Consider the following 16,301-nt stretch of genomic DNA (forward strand, 5'->3'; position numbering starts at 1 on the left):
GTCTCTGTGGGAACGCAGCGAAAATCAAGCTGCACAAGATGATCCTGTATAACGTGCAGGTCTTCCCTGTCCTGTGCGGAAAGGGCCACATGGGGCAGCACCTGTAGCTTGTCCGGCGCGTAGTGCAGGTTGCCCATGTTCAGCACCTGCATGAGGATGCCCGCGTCACAGGCGCGCCGCGCATCCTGACAATTGGCAAACAGCACAAAACAGTCATCTCCGCAGGAGTTGAGCGTGGCCGCCAGTTCCTTCACGTTGATGAAGTGTGTCATCACGCGTTGCGGCACTGCCAGTTCAATTATCTGCTGCCGCATTATGTCGTCCGCAAGTTCGTCGTTGGCTACCACCAGATGTCGCGCCCCTGTGTAGGGTAACCAGGCTTCGATGACCTGGCCGTGAACCAGGCGATTGTCCACGCGAAACCACATACTAGCTATCGGCTTTGTCACGGGCTTTGTTGCGCAACATGCTGCCCGCAACCACAATACCTTTTGCGCCTGCCTCGCCAGCGATGCGGGCCACTTCTTCAAGCTCCTTGTCGCGCGAGGTAAACACCTTGAGCAACATGGGCAGGTTCACGCCGGTAACAACCTCGACCTTGTGGGTTGCCAGCAGCGAAAGCGCAAGATTGGTGGGCGTGCCGCCAAACATATCGGTAAGAATAATGACGCCCGCGCCCTTGTCGAGCCGCTGGGTTGCGTCCGTAAGGCGGCGAACGGTTTCGGAAACCTCGTGCGCCACGTCAACACTGATGGAGCTGCAATCGCTCTGCTGCCCGAGTATGAATTCGGCGGTGCGCAGCATGGCCGAACCATAGTCGGCATGCGAAACCAGAATGATTCCAACCTGAGTCTTCTTGTTTTCGTCCGTCATGACAACCTCACGCAACAGAACGTGCCAGCTTTTTTAGCCAAGTTCAAGGTGCCGATGCTCCAGAAAAGCCGGATAATCAGCCTGCCGCAGCGCCTGTAAAATTTCTTCGGCCATTGCCACCGAGCGGTGGCGGCCGCCGGTACAGCCCACGGCCACGGTTATGCGGTAGCGGCCTTCGGCCTCCATGAGCGGCAGCATAAAGAACAGCAGATCAACCAATTTGTCGCGGTATTCGCGGGCATGGGGCGAATTGAACACATAGTCGGCAACGGGTTTGTCCTTGCCGCTCATGGGCCGCAGCTCTTCCACAAAATAGGGGTTTGCCAGAAAGCGCAGGTCAAAAACCAGATCAGCCTCGCGCGGCACACCATATTTGAAACCGAAAGAAATCACGTTGACCCTGATGGCCCGCAGCCTGCCCTTGTTGCCGCTCCAGCGCTTCTGGATGGCGCGCCGCAGGTCATGGATGGAAAAACGCGAAGTGTCGATGACCAGATCGGCCATTTCACGCAGGGGGCGCAGGCTGCTGCGCTCTGCCAGCAGCGCCGCCTCAAGGCCCATACCTTCGCGCTCCAGCGGATGCGGGCGGCGGGTCGAGGCATAGCGGCGAATGAGTTCCTGATTGTTGGCCTCAAGAAAAAGCAGCATGGGGCGGATATTTTTGCCCGCAAGCATGCTCAGGCAGTCGTTGATGTCTTCCACAAAATTGCTCTGGCGCAGATCCATACCCAGAGCAATACCCTTGAAGTGACTCATGGAGGGGCGGGACATCATGTCCACCATTTCCATGACAAGGCTCACGGGCAGCCCATCGACCACAAAGTGGCCCATGTCTTCAAAAACCTTGAGCGCCGTACTTTTGCCCGCGCCGGAAAGGCCCGTGACAATGCACACCTGCACATCCACGCCGGGAACGGGCGCGTCCGCATCAGGCTGTGCGGCAAGGGTGGAATCTGTGGTGGGTATCTGCGCGGAATCCTTCATGACATTCGCCTCTTCGGGGTCAGATCACCGTTTGCAGCCGGGGTTGTGCGCCACAGGCTTCTGACGGACGTTGCCAAATCCGCGCCGCGCTCAAGCCCGTGTGAAGGCCATTGCGCGGCAACCGGCAGGGGGGTGCGCCGAACGGGGGCGAGCCGTTGCCAGCCCGCCCCCTCATTATGAACGTTTACAACACGGGGTCAATGAGGGCATAGCCGTTCACCTTGGTGCGGTATACCACATTGATGCGGTTGTTTTCTGCATTAAAGAACACCAGAAACTCGCTGCCGATGGAATCAAGCTGCATGAGCGCTTCATCCAGATGCAGGGGCTTGGTGGCGAGGCGGTCGGTGCCGTCAACGGGCTGCTGCACGTCGGCTTCGGCATCGAGGTTGTAGGTAAACACGTCCACATCCGTATTGCGGGCGTGCCGCCGCTGGGCCTTTACGCGGGCCACCTGGCGCTTGATCTGCGATTCAACCTTGTCTGTTACAAGGTCAATGGCGGCATACATGTCTGTTGTCTGTTCCGTGGCGTTGATGTGCAGGCCTTCGCCTGTAACGGTCACTTCGCAGCGATGACGGAACTTGTCGACTGTCAGCACAACGGCAACTTCAAGGCCAGAGGCCTTGCCAAAAAACCGTCCCAGCTTTTCCATGCGGCGACGGGCATACTTCTTCAGATGTTCGGAGGCTTCAAAGTTCTTGAAAGCAAATGAGATGTTCATAAGTTCCTCCTAAGTATTGAGCCACTCGACGGGGAATCAGAAATGCTCCTTGCGCCTTGACGAAGATGGAATATCAAGCGCCGTGCGGTATTTTGCCACCGTGCGCCGCGCAATATTGACCTTGAGACGCTCCTTGAGCATTTCGCCGATACGCTCATCGCTGAGGGGGGATCGGGTATCTTCCTCAGAGATGAATTTCTTGATCAGAGCCTTGACGCTTTCTGAACCTACCTGACTTCCGTCATCGAGTTCAAGGCCGCTGTTAAAGAAAAACTTCAATTCAAAGATGCCGTGGGGCGTTGCCACATACTTGTTGGTGGTAATGCGGCTCACCGTTGATTCGTGCATGCTGATATCGTCAGCAATATCCTTGAGAATGAGGGGCGCGAGCTTGGTCACGCCGTCTTCAAAAAATGGCTGCTGATGGCGCACAATGCTTTCCATAACCTTATAAAGCGTGCGCTGGCGCTGATACAGGCTCTTGATAAGCCATGAGGCGGAACGGATCTTTTCGGAGCAGTAGTCCTTTTCCTTATCCGAATTGCCAATATTCATCTGGCTCATGGCAGAAAGCTGCAACTGGGGCAGGCCGTCATCGTTGAGCAAAATCACAAATTCGTCACCCATCTTGTACACAAATACATCTGGGCTTACGTAGGTTGGCTCGCCGCCGCCAAAACTTGCGCCGGGCAATGGGTCAAGGCTCTGGATGATATCCAGATACTCCTTGAGCTCTTCCATATCGAGCTTGAACTTGCGCAGCAGGGGCTTGTAGCGCTTGGCCTCGAGGTCTTCGAGGTGCGATTCTACCAGCTCCACAAGGATGGGGTCGCGGGCGTAATTGAGGCTCTTGATCTGCACCATCAGGCATTCGCGCGCGTCGCGCGCGGCAACGCCGATGGGGTCAAAAAGCTGCACCCTCTCAAGCACGGGCAGCACGGCCTCAGGCGCTACCTGGGCCATTTCGGCCACTTCTTCAATGCTGGCTTGCAGGTACCCGGCGGAGGAGAGATTGCCGATAATGACCTCGCCAATGGCCTTCTGCTCTTCTGTCAGCGATGAAAGGCGCAACTGCCAGAACAGATGCCCCTCTAGGGTGGGCTTGGCCGCATAGCGGGCTTCAAGAGGCGAAATTTCTTCGGCGAGCTCAAACTCGCGCGACTGCGAAAGGCGGGGGGTGCTGGCAAACTCGCCGAGGTAATCTTCCCAGTCGGCGTCCTTGGCCAGTTCCCTGTCGTACACTTCCTCCTTGGGGGCTTCGCGGCTTTCCTCGTGCTGCTCCTGGGAGGCATCGTCCGTAAGTGAAGATTCTTCGAGAAAGGGGTTTTCAAGCAGCTCCTGCTGCACAGTTTCCAGAAGTTCCACGCGTGAAAGTTGCAACAGCTTGATTGCCTGCTGCAATTGCGGGGTCATTACCAGTTGCTGTGACAGCTTAAGTTGCTGCCGTAGTTCCAGTGCCATGTGTGCTCTTTTGCCTTAACTAGCCATAGGACTATAGAATTATCTGTTTACAAGTACTGTGCCACATCTGCAAAAATTATGCAATAGCTAACAGTTGCAAGATCAGGTTCACGGCATCCCCAACCTGAGGCAAGGGCTGCCCGCGTCAAAAACCTGATTTGGCGCAGTTTTTGCGCCGTTGGAAATAATCTGCGCACAAAAAAAGGGGAAGGCAATGCCCTCCCCTTTTTGCGCGATTTTGCGATACCCAAGCTTGGTGAAAACCAACAAGCCTCGCTGCGTTAACGCCGCGAAATTACACCTTGGCGAACTTTTTCGCCGCTCCGATAAATTCGCGGAACAGCGGATGCGCGTTCATGGGGCGGGATTTGAATTCGGGGTGGAACTGGCAGCCAAGGAACCAGGGGTGGTTCTTCAGTTCAATGATTTCCACAAGCGAATCGTCAGGGGCGGTGCCACTGAAGACCATGCCCTTTTCGCCCAGCATTTCCTTGAAGGCATTGTTGAATTCGTAGCGGTGGCGGTGGCGTTCATCAACCATGCCCTTCTTGTAGGCCACAAAGGCCTTGGTATCGGGCTGCACCTTGCAGGGGTAGGAGCCAAGGCGCATGGTGCCGCCCTTGTCGCTGCCCGCGTCGCGTTTTTCAACGTTCTTGGTGCGGAAGTCGAACCACTCGGTCATAAGGTAGATAACCTTGTGATCAGAAAGCGGGTTGAATTCTTCGGAGTTGGCGTCATCAAGGTTTGCCACGTGGCGGGCAAATTCGATAACCGCGCACTGCATGCCAAGGCAGATGCCGAAGAAGGGAATGTTGTTTTCACGCGCATAGCGGATGGCGGCAATCTTGCCTTCCACGCCGCGATAGCCAAAGCCGCCGGGTACAAGAATGCCGTGACAGCCCTTGAAGGATTCCGCGCAGTTGCTTTCGTCCACATTCTCGGAATTGACGTAGCGCAGTTCCACCTCAACGCGATTGGCAACGCCGCCGTGAATGAGGGCTTCGTGCAGGCTCTTGTAGGCTTCCTTGAGATCAACGTACTTGCCCACAATGGCAATGGTGACCTTGCCCTTGGGGTTGGCGCAGTCGCTCACGAGCTTTTCCCAGGCTTCAAGGTGGGCATTGCGCGCGGGCAGGCGCAGCATGATGGCTACCTTCTGGTCAAAGCCTTCTTCATAGAACTTGAGCGGCACTTCATAAATATTGTTCACGTCCACCGAAGAGAACACGGCGTCCTGATCCACATTGCAGAACAGGGCGATCTTGCGGCGCAGTTCTTCGGGGATGCTCTGTTCGCAGCGGCACAAAATAATGTCGGGCTGAATGCCGATGGAGAGCAGTTCCTTGACGCTGTGCTGGGTGGGCTTGGTTTTATGCTCGCCAGCGCTGCGCAGGTAGGGAACCAGGGTAAGGTGAATGTTCAGGCAGTTGTCGCGTCCAAGGTCGGAACGCAACTGGCGGATGGCCTCAAGAAAGGGCAGGCCTTCGATGTCGCCCACGGTGCCGCCGATTTCGATAATGGCGACATCGGGCGCGTCTTCGCCTTCGGAAAGGGAGAGCACCACGCTCTTGATTTCATCAGTAATGTGCGGGATCACCTGCACCGTGGCACCCAGGTAATCGCCGTGACGTTCCTTGGCGATAACGTGGTTGTAAATGGCGCCGGAAGTGGTGTTGTTCTTCCGCGACATGGGCACGTTGAGGTAACGTTCGTAGTGCCCGAGATCCAGATCCGTTTCCGCGCCGTCATCGGTAACAAAGACCTCGCCGTGCTGGAACGGGTTCATGGTGCCGGGGTCAACATTGATGTAAGGATCAAGCTTCTGGATGGTTACCGTAAGCCCGCGCGTTTGCAGCAGCGCGCCCAAAGACGCAGCCGCGAGGCCCTTGCCTAACGACGACAGAACGCCGCCCGTCACAAAAATGTATTTTGTTTTCATGCACTTCCACCTGTACTTGGGTATGTTGAATAGTTCAACCAAACAGTCTTAACTCAAATTGAATTTTTTGGCTAGCATTGACTAAGTAAAACAAGCTAAGTAATGTGTTATTCCCTTTTCAGCGTGCGTGCCCACCACAAGCGGCCCGTGCGCCGGTCATCTGTTATGCCCGGCGCGGGTCAGCCAAGGTTTCCAAGGCAAAAGCACGTCCGGCGCACACCGCAAGGCATGGCCGGAATTATCCGCGTTGCAAAGCCAAGGAGGCTTCCCCCGCATGGGTACGGTCAACACACTGGTCATCACCGGCTACGGTACAAATTCGCACATGGAAACAGCCCACACGGCCCGTCTGGCCGGTGCCGACAAGGCCGATGTGGTGCATTTTTCCGATCTGGTGGCGGCCAAGGTTCGCCTTGCCGACTATCACTTTTTGATTTTCCCCGGCGGGTTTCTGGATGGCGACGATCTCGGCGCGGCCCAGGCTGCGGCCATGCGCTGGCGTTACCTCAAGGACGACGCGGGCGCGGCCCTGTTGCAGAGCTTGCGCGAGTTTCTGGATGAGGGCAAGCTGATTTTGGGCATCTGCAACGGTTTCCAGTTGCTGGTCAAACTGGGCGTGCTGCCTGCCCTTGGCGGTCAGCGCTTTGAGCGTCAGGTTTCGCTGGGCAACAACGATTCCGCCCGGTTTGAAGACCGCTGGGTGCATCTGCTGCCCAATGCGGCTAGCCCCTGCGTGTTCACCAAAAACCTGCCCCTGCTCTCCATGCCCGTGCGCCACGGCGAAGGCAAGCTCGTTGCCCGCGATGCGGACTGCCTGCGCCGCCTGGAGGAAGAAAACCTCATCGCCCTGCAATATGCCGACCCCGCTACGGGCAAGCCTACGCAGGAATATCCGCTCAACCCCAATGGCTCCACCCTTGCCATTGCGGGCCTGACCGATCCCACGGGCCGGGTGCTGGGCCTTATGCCCCACCCCGAGGCCTTCCACCACGTGACCAACCACCCCGGCTGGACGCGCGGCGAACTGGATGCCCCCGGTACGCTCATTTTCGTGAATGCCGTGCGCTACCTGCGCGGTCAATAAAAGGAACAAGGGCACGCCCGAGGCTGGCGAACATTATATATGTTCTGCACAGCCCGGCTCACTTTGTCGCCATGATTATTTGGGGGAGGCTTTACGAAGCCTCCCCTTTCCGTATACATTTTGCGGCACGGCGCGGCCTTGCGGCAGGCAGCTCCCGCGCAATGTTTATTGACAAAGCACACGGGCTTCGATAGATTCTTTGATTCCGAAGAGCTGAACCCCCTTTGGATTTTCCTGCGCGCACGCGTCAGACAAGGTGCGAAACAACATTGCCACAACACGTTGCACATTTTTTTACGCCGTATTCAACGAGGCGCTTTCTCTGCACCAGCAAGAAAGTGCCTTTTTTTATGGTGGGTGATATCTATGCAACCTATTGAAATTATTAAGGCGATAGAAGAAATTGCACCTCTGGCCGCTGCCGCTGGCTGGGATGTTTCGGGCCAACAGGTGGCTGCGCACAGGCAGGATGTTGCCAGGCTTGCCGTCTGCCTCGACCCAACGCCCGCATCCGTGCGTACAGCGCTGGAAAAAGGTGCGCAATTTGTGCTCAGCCATCATCCGCTGCTGCTCAAGGCCGTGCTGCCCAACAGGCTTGACGACTACCACGAGGTGCTGCGCCTGCTGTTTCAGGCCGATGTGCCGCTGTACGCGGCCCATACCTCGCTGGACGTCAACGCTTACGGCCCGGCAGGCTGGCTGGCCCGTGCGCTTGAGCTGCGCGATCTTGCTGTGCTGGAGCCTGTGGCCCCGGCAGTGGGCAATGATCTGCCGCTGGGCTTCGGCCTTGCGGGCGATCTGCCAAGCCCCATGACCGTGGCGCAGATTGCAGGCATCATTGCCCGCAACGCCCCCCTTGCCAAAGCCACAGTGAGCGGGCCGGAGCCGCAAACAATTACCCGCGTGGCCTACTGCACGGGTTCGGGTTCATCGCTGCTCGGCGCGGCGCAAGCTGCCCATGCGCAGCTTTTCATAACCGGTGATGTCAAATACCACACGGCGCTTGCCGCGGAAATCTGCCTTCTGGATGTGGGCCACCACAGCCTTGAGGAAGAAATGATGCTGCGCATGAGCCGGTTGCTGCAACAGCGCCTGCCAGAGACGGAAGTGTTTTTTGTTCCTTCCGCCTCGCCCTTCCGCCCTGTTGCCCTGTCATGATTTTATCAGGAGGACTCTCATGAGCAATGCCGTATATTTTGACCAGATCAAGCAGCTTGTTGAGCTGCAGAAGGTCGATGACGCCATCCACGCCGTCAAGCAGGACCTGAGCAGCGCCCCGAGCGAGCTTGATTCCCTTGAGCAGCGCTTTGCCGCCATCGAAACCCAGCGCAACTACATTCTGGACAAGCTTTCGCACCTTCAGGATCAGCAAAAGCGCCTCTCGCTCGAGATTGATGATGACTCCGCGCGCATCAAAAAGAGCAAGAACAAGCTCATGGCAGTTGGCAATCAGCGTGAATACCACGCCATGATGCGCGAAATGGACAGCATGGAAAAGGTCAACCGTTCCCGTGAAGAAGAAAAAATGACCCTTCTTGAGGAACTGCAATACCAGAACGACGCGCTGGCCGAAATCGACCTGACATACACCGCCGTCAAGGCCGAGCTTGAAGTCAAGCGCGATGGCCTTGAAGAAAAGCTGCAAAAGGGCAATGCCGCCCTTGAAGGCCTGAACGGAAAGCGTGCTTCAGCCAGCAAAAATATTCCCCAGCCCGTGTTCATGCGCTACGAATTCATCCGCAGGCGTCTTGAGCATCCCGTCATCGTTGCCGTGAAAGAAGGCATCTGCTCCGGTTGCCACATTGCCGTGCCGCCGCAGTCTTTCATTGAATTGCAGCGCGGTCAGCAGATTCTGAGCTGCCCCAACTGCCAGCGCCTCATTTTCTGGTGCGAGCACTTCTCTATTGAAGAAGCCCCGCAGTGCGCCCAGAAGCCGGTGACCCTTACCGACTAAAAATCACTTCCGGCGCGGCCTGTTCCGCAAGCCGCGCCGGAAACAAGATCAACAAGTGGGAGTCGGACAGACCGTCGCTGCGGGCCGCAAGGCCCGGGGAGGAAAGTCCGGGCTCCACAGGGCAGAACGCTGGGTAACACCCAGGAGGGGCGACCCTCGGACAGCGCCACAGAAAGCAAACCGCCCCGCCTCGCGGCGGGGTAAGGGTGAAACGGTGGGGTAAGAGCCCACCAGATGCCGCGGTGACGCGGCATGCTCGGCATACCCCGTTTGGAGCAAGACCAAATAGGGAAGGTGGTCGGCCCGACCATTGCCTTCCGGGTAGGTTGCTTGAGGGTACGAGTAATCGTGCCCCTAGAGGAATGACGGTCTGGTGCGGGCAACCGCATGACAGAACCCGGCTTATCGTCCGACTCCCACTTGTTAACAAGGTATGTAATGTCAGAAAGTTCCGGCACATCATCTGTTGCGGCAAAGCCCTGGGCGCTCATACTGGCTGCCGGGCAGGGCACGCGCATGGCCGATGCCGCTGGCGGCACGGCAAAGCAGTTTTTGCCCTGGCAGGGCGCGCCGCTTTTCTGGCATGCCGCCCGCGCCATGAGCAGCAGCGCCTGTGTGGCCGGAATTGTCTTTGTTTTTCCTCCCAGCCAGCTTACCGAAGCCGGCGAACTTTTGGCCGACCTGCACAGGCGCGATGATCTCGGGCTGCCGTGGGTTACGGCCTGCGGCGGACCTTTGCGCCAGGATTCCGTGCGCCTTGGCCTGGCTGCCCTGCCCGTGCGCCCTGCAAGCGTACTGGTGCACGATGCCGCCCGTCCCTTTCTTTCCCCGGCGCTTGTGCGCCGCGTGTGTGAAGCGCTTGCCGAGGGCGCTGCCGGCGTTATCCCCGCCATATCAGTTACCGACACCATCAAGACAGTGGAAAATGGCCGCGTAACGGCCACCCTGCCGCGTGACGGGCTTGCAGCTGTGCAGACACCGCAGGGCTTTCAGCTTGAAGCGCTGCTCTCGGCCCACGCCCACGCGGTTGAGGCGGGGCTTGCCGTAACGGACGACGCATCGCTTCTGGAGGCGCTTGGCCTTGAAGTGCGCGTCATACAAGGCGAGGCTGCCAACGTGAAGATTACCCGTCCTGAAGATCTTGACCTGCTGCAAGACGAAAATCCCGTTCCTTCCATCCGCACGGGCATGGGGTACGATGTTCACCGCTACGGTCAGGGCCGCCCCATGCGCCTTGGCGGCGTGAGCATTCCCAACGCGCCCGAAGTACTGGCCCACTCTGACGGCGATGTGCTTCTGCATGCCCTGTCCGACGCTCTGCTCGGCTGCGCCTGCCTTGGCGATATTGGTCAGCATTTTTCAGACAAGGATCCCCGCTTTGACGGCATTTCATCCGCCATTCTGCTGCATCAGGTTTTGGACATGGTGCGCGAGGCGGGCTGTACGCCCTGTCACGTGGATATGACCATTGTGGCGCAGGTTCCCAAACTCGCGCCCTACCGGGAAGAAATCAGAAGGAACGTCGCTCGGCTCATGGGGTTGCCCGCATCATGCGTGAACCTCAAGGCTACCACAGAGGAACACCTGGGCTTTACCGGGCGTTCCGAAGGCATCAAGGCATATGCAGTTGTGACCGCGCGGGGGCGCTGATTAGCTCCGCCTCCCCTGCCATAACGATTCGACACCATAAGGAAGGACATGAACACAGAACTCAGCAGGCCCTGGTTTGCCCACTACGACTCCTTCGTTCCGCGCACTTCCGAGGTGTGGAACAAGCCGCTCTATGCCTTGCTGGATGAGGCCGCAGACAAATATCCCAATCGACTGGCCGTCATTTTCCAGAATACGCGCATCACCTACAAGCAGTTGCGCGAGCAGGCGGAGCGTTTTGCAGGGGCGCTGCGCCGCATCGGCGTGAAAACAGGGCACCGCGTTGCCCTGATGATGCCCAACATGCCGCAGACCGTGGTGGCCTTCTGGGGCATTATCAAGGCCGGGGGCGTGGTGGTCATGACCAACCCCCTGTATATGGAAAAGGAAATCATGGCCAACATGCAGGATTCGGGCGCAGAGCACATGGTGCTGCTCGACCTGCTCTGGCCCCGGGTTTCCGCTCTGCGCGACCGCCTGCCCCTGAAAAACTTCATCGTTACCGGCGCTGCGGACGCGCTTTCCTTCCCGCTCAACTGGCTCTACCGCCTCAAAAAGAGCCGCAGCGTCAAGGAACCCGTGCCCTACGACGGCAAGAACGTTCATGAGTGGAAGCACTTTTGCAAGGGCGCGGAGCGTTATTCCGCCCCCATTGCCGACCCGCTGCGCGACCCCATCATGCTGCAGTATACCGGCGGTACAACGGGCCTGCCAAAGGGCGTTACCCTGACGCACAGCAACGTGGGCACCAACTGCCGTCAGGTGCTGGACATCATCCACGTCAAGGCGGAGGACAAGCACACCTTCATTTCCCTGCTGCCCTTCTTTCACGTGTACGGCCTCACCACAGGCCTGATTATTCCCATCGCCCTGGCAGCCACCACCCTGCCACTGCCGCGCTATGTGCCGCAGGATGTGCTGCGCCTTATAGCCAAGTACAAGCCCACCGTCTTTCCCGGTGCGCCTTCGGTCTATATTTCGCTGCTGCAACAGAAGAACCTGACGGATTTTGACCTGCGCAGCATCAAAATCTGCGTTTCAGGCTCCGCGCCGCTGCCGCGCGAAATATTCCGCAAATTTCAGGAAACCACCGGCGCTGCCATTCTGGAGGGCTACGGTCTTACAGAAGCCTCGCCCATCACCCATTGCAACCCGCTTGGCCAGGAAGGGCAGCGCCCCAATTCCATCGGTATGCCCGTTCCGGGCACCGATGCCCGTATTGTAGATATGGAAGGCGGCTCCCTCACCCTGCCCCCCGGCAAGATGGGCGAACTCATCGTGCAGGGGCCGCAGGTCATGCACGGCTACTGGCGCAGGCCTGACGAAAGCGCCAGCGCCTTGCGCAACGGCTGGCTGTATACAGGCGACCTTGCCACAATGGATGAAGACGGTTATTTTTATATCGTTGACCGTAAAAAAGACATGGTCATTGTGGGCGGCTACAACGTGTACCCCCGCGAAGTGGACGAAGTGTTGCTGGAACACCCCAAGGTGCTTGAAGCAGTCACTGTCGGCATTACCGACGAGATGCGCGGCGAGATACTCAAGGCCTTTGTGGTGCGCCGCCCTGATGAAGAGCTGACCAAGGCTGACGTCATCGCCTGGTGCCGCCAGAAACTGGCTGGCTACAAGGTGCCGCGCCTTGTGGAGTTCCGCGAGGAACTGCCCAAGACCATTGTGGGCAAGGTCCTGCGCCGGGCTCTGCGGGAAGAAGAAGAGCAAAAGATGGCCAACAGAAAAAACCGGCGCGCCACAGCCGCTGCCAATGCTTCTGCCGCCAGCGGCGAGGATGACCAAGTGGGCCATGCCTGATGCGGATCATTGCGCAAAGGGTTAAAGAAGCTTCTGTTAGTGTTGATGGCCGTCTTGTGGCGGCCATCAACACTGGCATCATGGCCCTTGTTGCCTTTGGGCAGGAGGATGGGCCAGAATTTCGCTCTTCCCCGGCTTTTACGGGCATGGCCCGCAAGCTTGTGGGGCTGCGCATCTTTCCCGGCACAGGAGAGTATGCCCATAAGTTCCACCTTTCATTGGATGAAATCGGTGGTCAGATATTATTGGTGCCGCAGTTCACCCTGTACGCCGATTGCCACAAGGGCCGCAGGCCTTCCTTTACTGATGCAGGCGACCCCGCCTGGGCCAAGGACATGTTTACGGATTTCGTTCAAATGGTTGACGAAACTTGCGCCGTCAGCGTATCGTCAGGCATCTTCGGAGCGGACATGGATGTGCGCCTGTGCAACTGGGGCCCTGTGACCATATTTCTGGACTCTGCCAACCTGTTTTCCCGTTGAAGCGACCTGTTGCCTTACGGAGGAAATACAGCCATGTTTGAGCTGAAGGCGGAATCGCACACCAACGTCACGGTATTGCGTTTTTCTGGCAATCTTCTGCTGCCCGATGTGGCCGAGTTCAGCAAACAGCTTGAAGCGCATCTGCTGGCGCCTAATATTCGCCAGGTGGTGCTTGATCTGAGCCACGTTGAAAAAGTGGATACTTCCGGGCTGGGAGTGCTGGTAAGCGCCAGCACAAAGGGCCGGGGGCGGGGGCGCAGGCTTGTACTGCTGATGCCCGCGCCACACGTGGCCGAATTGCTGCGCAAAGCCGAGATCGAGGGATTTTTCCCCACATTCGAGAGCGAAGATGAACTGAAAGGCTATATTCCCGATACTGCTGAGTAACAATATCACGGGGTTTCGCCCTTCAGCCCGACGGATGGTGCATGGTGCAATACTATCTGAGGCATTACTTCAATCCCGATTTCGATTATCTCAATCTCAAGCCGGGTGGAGATAATGGAAAGTCCGACGTATACAGTCTGGGCTACGTCCAGAATGTCATCGCCGGGCAGGTGCTTGCTGAGCTTGTACCTCTGGACGCCGCCGGGCCCAAGGTTGACCAGCGCTTCATACTTGAAAATGAAGCCTTCCCCATGGGTGGCAACACCCGCGTAGATCCGCGCTATCCCAACTATCTGCTTGCCGCTGCCAAGGGCTATGTTTTTTACCTTAACGGCAAAATTACCGTAAAGACCCTGCTCAACGTGCGTCAGGACGTGAGCTTTCAGACCGGCAACATCTTTTTTGTGGGCGATATGGCCGTGCACGGTTCCGTGCGCGCCGGATTTTCCGTTCAGGGCAACAACGTACGCATCATGGGCATGGTAGAAGGCGGCGTTGTGCGAGCCCGCCGCGATCTCATGATTGATGGCGGGGTGCGGGGCGGCGCTGGCAAGCACAGCAAGGTTGATGCCGGCGACAAGCTCATGACTCCCTTTCTGGAAAGCGTCGATGCCCGCGCGCGCGGCAATATGGTTATTGAAAAAACCTGCCTGTACAGCACCGTATACGCTGGCAGCAACATGGTTGTGCGCGACAAGCTCTACGGCGGCACAACCAATGCCTACGGCAGCGTTTATGTGGGCGGCCAGCTTGGCAACAAGGCGGCTCTGAGCACCAAGGTTTATTTGGGGTACGACCCCTTGAGCATCCGCCAGCTTGAAAAAATCGACAAGATTATCGCGCAGTTGTCGCAAACTATTACCCACCTCAATGCCATCGCCGGACATCTGCCGCCGGAAACCAACGATGCGTCCCGCAAGCTGCAAGCCCTGCGGCTACAGCGTAGGCAACTCATCAACAGACGCGACGAACTGTGGAGCAGACTGGCTCAGGACGAAAACTACATGCAGAACTGCCGTCTGCTCTGCCAGGGCACCGTATACCCCGGTGTGGAAATCTCCATCGGACGCGCGTTTATGGTTGTTGAACAGGTATACAAGTGCACGCTGTTCCGCCTGGTGGACAACGAAATCATCGCGGAACCCATGCAGCCCTCGCAGATGAGTCCCAAATGATGAAGCAGACCGAAACGCCGCATTTTGTGGCGGTGTATTCCGAGCATTCCGTACATCAGGGCCAGAACCCACAACAATCCGGGATACCAGACGATATTGAAGTCAGGCTGGGCGAGCGTGTTTTTCACATGCTGCGCCCTGGCGGCGCTGAGCGCGAAACTGCGGTAGTAACCGGGCAGATGCAGGAATTGCAGCGCGATTGCCTGCCTGTTCTGCTGGGCTGCGGCCTTGGGCACGCCTTGCGCCAGGTGTTGGAGAGCCTTGACGGGCCTGTGGCCGTGGTGGAAAAAGAAGCCGGGCTTCAGGCTATCACAGGCGTGCTGCAAAGCGTGCCGCCTGACCAGCGTGAACGCATTACACTCATCACCAGCCCGCGCCCTCAGGATGCCCTTACAGAGCTGACCCACTGGCAGATGCTCCACGGCGGCCTGCGTCTGCTGCCTCTGGCCCTGCCCTTTTATCTGCGCCTTGACCGTGAGTATTATGGTTCCCTGCAAAAAGATCTGCTCGCCAGCGCCAAGTTTGACTTCTGGAGCCGCGCCGCAGGGCCCCGCTTTGCCGATGCAAGCCCCCGCGTACTGCTGCTGACCAGCAAATATTTCCTGATGGGTGAAATCGAGGGCGCATGCCGCAAGCTTGGCATTGAATACAAGCTGGTTGTCATCGGCGATGAAGCCGTGGCCCGCGCGGATTTTGTGCAGCAGCTGCTGGAAGCCGTGATTGCTTTCAGGCCAGACTGCTGCATTACGCTCAACCATATGGGAGTGGACGTAGAGGGCGTGCTTATGGACCTGCTGGCCCGTTTGCAGTTGCCCCTGGCCTCATGGTTTGTGGATAATCCGCACCTCATCATCCATCTGTACTCCCGCTGCGTCAGCCCCTGGACGACCCTGTTCACCTGGGATTCCGACAATATTTCATCCCTGCGCGCGGCGGGTTTTGAGCATGTGTTCTACCTGCCTCTGGGCACAGACCCGGATCGCTTTCACCCCTCCAAGGGAGCATCCGCACCAGCCGCATGGAAGGCAGACATCTCCTTTGTGGGCAATTCCATGGTCTACAAGGTCGGCGGCAGGCTGAAAAACGGGCATTTTCCCCGCCCGCTGCTGCTTTCCTTCTACGCCGTGGCCCAGGAGTTCATGGACAGCCACCACCGCTCGGTTGCTGATTTTCTGCGCGACTGTCAGCCTGATGCTTACGCGCACTATCTGGCCCTGCCGGACAACGAAGCCAAGCTGGCCTATGAAACAGCCGTCACCTGGCAGGCCACCCGTCTGTACCGCAATGGCTGCGTGCGGCGTCTGCTGCCCCTGCGCCCGCTTATTGTTGGCGATGCAGGCTGGCAGAAGGTGGAATTTCGCCATGAACCGCTGCAACCCCGCTATCTGGACGCCCTGAGCTATTACACGGAACTGCCCCTCTTTTACGGGCACTCTGCCATCAACTTCAACTGCACCAGCAAGCAGATGAAGGGCGCGGTCAACCAGAGGGTATTTGACGTGCCCGCCGCAGGCAGTTTTGTGCTTACCGACTGGCGCGAGCAGATGGAACAGCTTTTTGAGCCGCACGAAATCGTCTGCTACCATGAGCCGGATGAAGCACCTGAACTGGCGCGCCACTACCTTGCCCGTCCAACAGAGCGCCGCCGCATTACGCAGGCGGCCCGGCAGCGTGTGCTTGCCTGCCACACATGGCAACACAGGCTGCAAACCATGCTGGAACGCATGCGCGAGGTTTATGGCACACCTGCGGCCCGTCAGGCCGTCCGGGGCTGAT

Annotated in this window: 15 protein-coding genes and 1 other RNA gene; 10 read left to right on the forward strand and 6 right to left on the reverse strand. The window is 58.0% G+C overall.

Annotated elements, in window-relative coordinates; genetic code table 11:
• From VEZ52_RS03995 to VEZ52_RS04020, 6 genes are all read right to left on the reverse strand, one after another.
• Nucleotides 1-428, reverse strand: a 428-nt coding sequence (locus tag VEZ52_RS03995) for a PTS sugar transporter subunit IIB (protein ID WP_324835638.1), incomplete at its 3' end; no start/stop codon positions are given.
• Nucleotide 429: 1 nt separating this feature from the next.
• On the reverse strand, nt 430-873 hold the full coding sequence (locus VEZ52_RS04000; protein ID WP_022657414.1) for a PTS sugar transporter subunit IIA: 444 nt from the start codon (nt 871-873) through the stop codon (nt 430-432).
• Between the two features lie 33 nt (nt 874-906).
• Entirely contained in the window at nt 907-1,857 is a 951-nt protein-coding gene (gene rapZ / locus VEZ52_RS04005) for an RNase adapter RapZ (RefSeq protein ID WP_324835639.1), read from the reverse strand.
• A gap of 184 nt (nt 1,858-2,041) precedes the next feature.
• Nucleotides 2,042-2,581 (reverse strand): ribosome hibernation-promoting factor, HPF/YfiA family, encoded by a 540-nt coding sequence (gene hpf, locus VEZ52_RS04010; RefSeq protein ID WP_324835640.1) that lies wholly within the window; start codon nt 2,579-2,581, stop codon nt 2,042-2,044.
• Nucleotides 2,582-2,617: 36 nt separating this feature from the next.
• Entirely contained in the window at nt 2,618-4,042 is a 1,425-nt protein-coding gene (gene rpoN / locus VEZ52_RS04015; RefSeq protein WP_324835641.1) for an RNA polymerase factor sigma-54, read from the reverse strand.
• Nucleotides 4,043-4,337: 295 nt separating this feature from the next.
• Entirely contained in the window at nt 4,338-5,981 is a 1,644-nt protein-coding gene (locus VEZ52_RS04020) for a CTP synthase (RefSeq protein ID WP_192111658.1), read from the reverse strand.
• Nucleotides 5,982-6,255: 274 nt separating this feature from the next.
• Between VEZ52_RS04020 and VEZ52_RS04025 the strand changes: the two genes are divergently transcribed.
• The 10 genes from VEZ52_RS04025 (at nt 6,256) to VEZ52_RS04070 (ending at nt 16,300) form a co-directional block, all read left to right on the forward strand.
• Nucleotides 6,256-7,065: a phosphoribosylformylglycinamidine synthase subunit PurQ gene (locus VEZ52_RS04025; RefSeq protein WP_227118514.1), complete on the forward strand. Its 810-nt coding sequence runs from the start codon at nt 6,256-6,258 to the stop codon at nt 7,063-7,065.
• 366 nt (nt 7,066-7,431) lie between these two features.
• Entirely contained in the window at nt 7,432-8,223 is a 792-nt protein-coding gene (locus VEZ52_RS04030; protein WP_324835642.1) for a Nif3-like dinuclear metal center hexameric protein, read from the forward strand.
• A gap of 19 nt (nt 8,224-8,242) precedes the next feature.
• Nucleotides 8,243-9,019 (forward strand): zinc ribbon domain-containing protein, encoded by a 777-nt coding sequence (locus VEZ52_RS04035; protein WP_291442645.1) that lies wholly within the window; start codon nt 8,243-8,245, stop codon nt 9,017-9,019.
• A 58-nt stretch (nt 9,020-9,077) separates the two neighbouring features.
• An RNA gene (gene rnpB / locus VEZ52_RS04040) (RNase P RNA component class A) lies at nt 9,078-9,440 on the forward strand.
• 17 nt (nt 9,441-9,457) lie between these two features.
• A complete protein-coding gene (gene ispD / locus VEZ52_RS04045) occupies nt 9,458-10,669 on the forward strand; it encodes a 2-C-methyl-D-erythritol 4-phosphate cytidylyltransferase (protein ID WP_324835643.1) in 1,212 nt (403 codons plus the stop codon).
• A gap of 48 nt (nt 10,670-10,717) precedes the next feature.
• Nucleotides 10,718-12,481: a long-chain fatty acid--CoA ligase gene (locus VEZ52_RS04050; RefSeq protein ID WP_324835644.1), complete on the forward strand. Its 1,764-nt coding sequence runs from the start codon at nt 10,718-10,720 to the stop codon at nt 12,479-12,481.
• Complete coding sequence (dtd, locus tag VEZ52_RS04055) at nt 12,481-12,963, forward strand: D-aminoacyl-tRNA deacylase (protein ID WP_324835645.1); 483 nt, start codon at nt 12,481-12,483, stop codon at nt 12,961-12,963. Before VEZ52_RS04050 ends, dtd begins: the two co-directional genes overlap by 1 nt.
• A gap of 33 nt (nt 12,964-12,996) precedes the next feature.
• Nucleotides 12,997-13,350 carry an STAS domain-containing protein gene (locus tag VEZ52_RS04060; RefSeq protein ID WP_298994238.1) on the forward strand — a complete coding sequence of 118 codons (354 nt, stop codon included), beginning with the start codon at nt 12,997-12,999 and terminating at the stop codon, nt 13,348-13,350.
• Nucleotides 13,351-13,391: 41 nt separating this feature from the next.
• Complete coding sequence (locus tag VEZ52_RS04065) at nt 13,392-14,525, forward strand: FapA family protein (RefSeq protein WP_324835646.1); 1,134 nt, start codon at nt 13,392-13,394, stop codon at nt 14,523-14,525.
• Nucleotides 14,522-16,300, forward strand: coding sequence for a CgeB family protein (locus tag VEZ52_RS04070; RefSeq protein WP_324835647.1), 1,779 nt, complete (start codon nt 14,522-14,524; stop codon nt 16,298-16,300). Before VEZ52_RS04065 ends, VEZ52_RS04070 begins: the two co-directional genes overlap by 4 nt.
• Nucleotide 16,301: the final 1 nt, after the last annotated feature.

It is taken from the genome of Desulfovibrio sp. (assembly GCF_035644575.1).
Taxonomy (GTDB): domain Bacteria; phylum Desulfobacterota; class Desulfovibrionia; order Desulfovibrionales; family Desulfovibrionaceae; genus Desulfovibrio.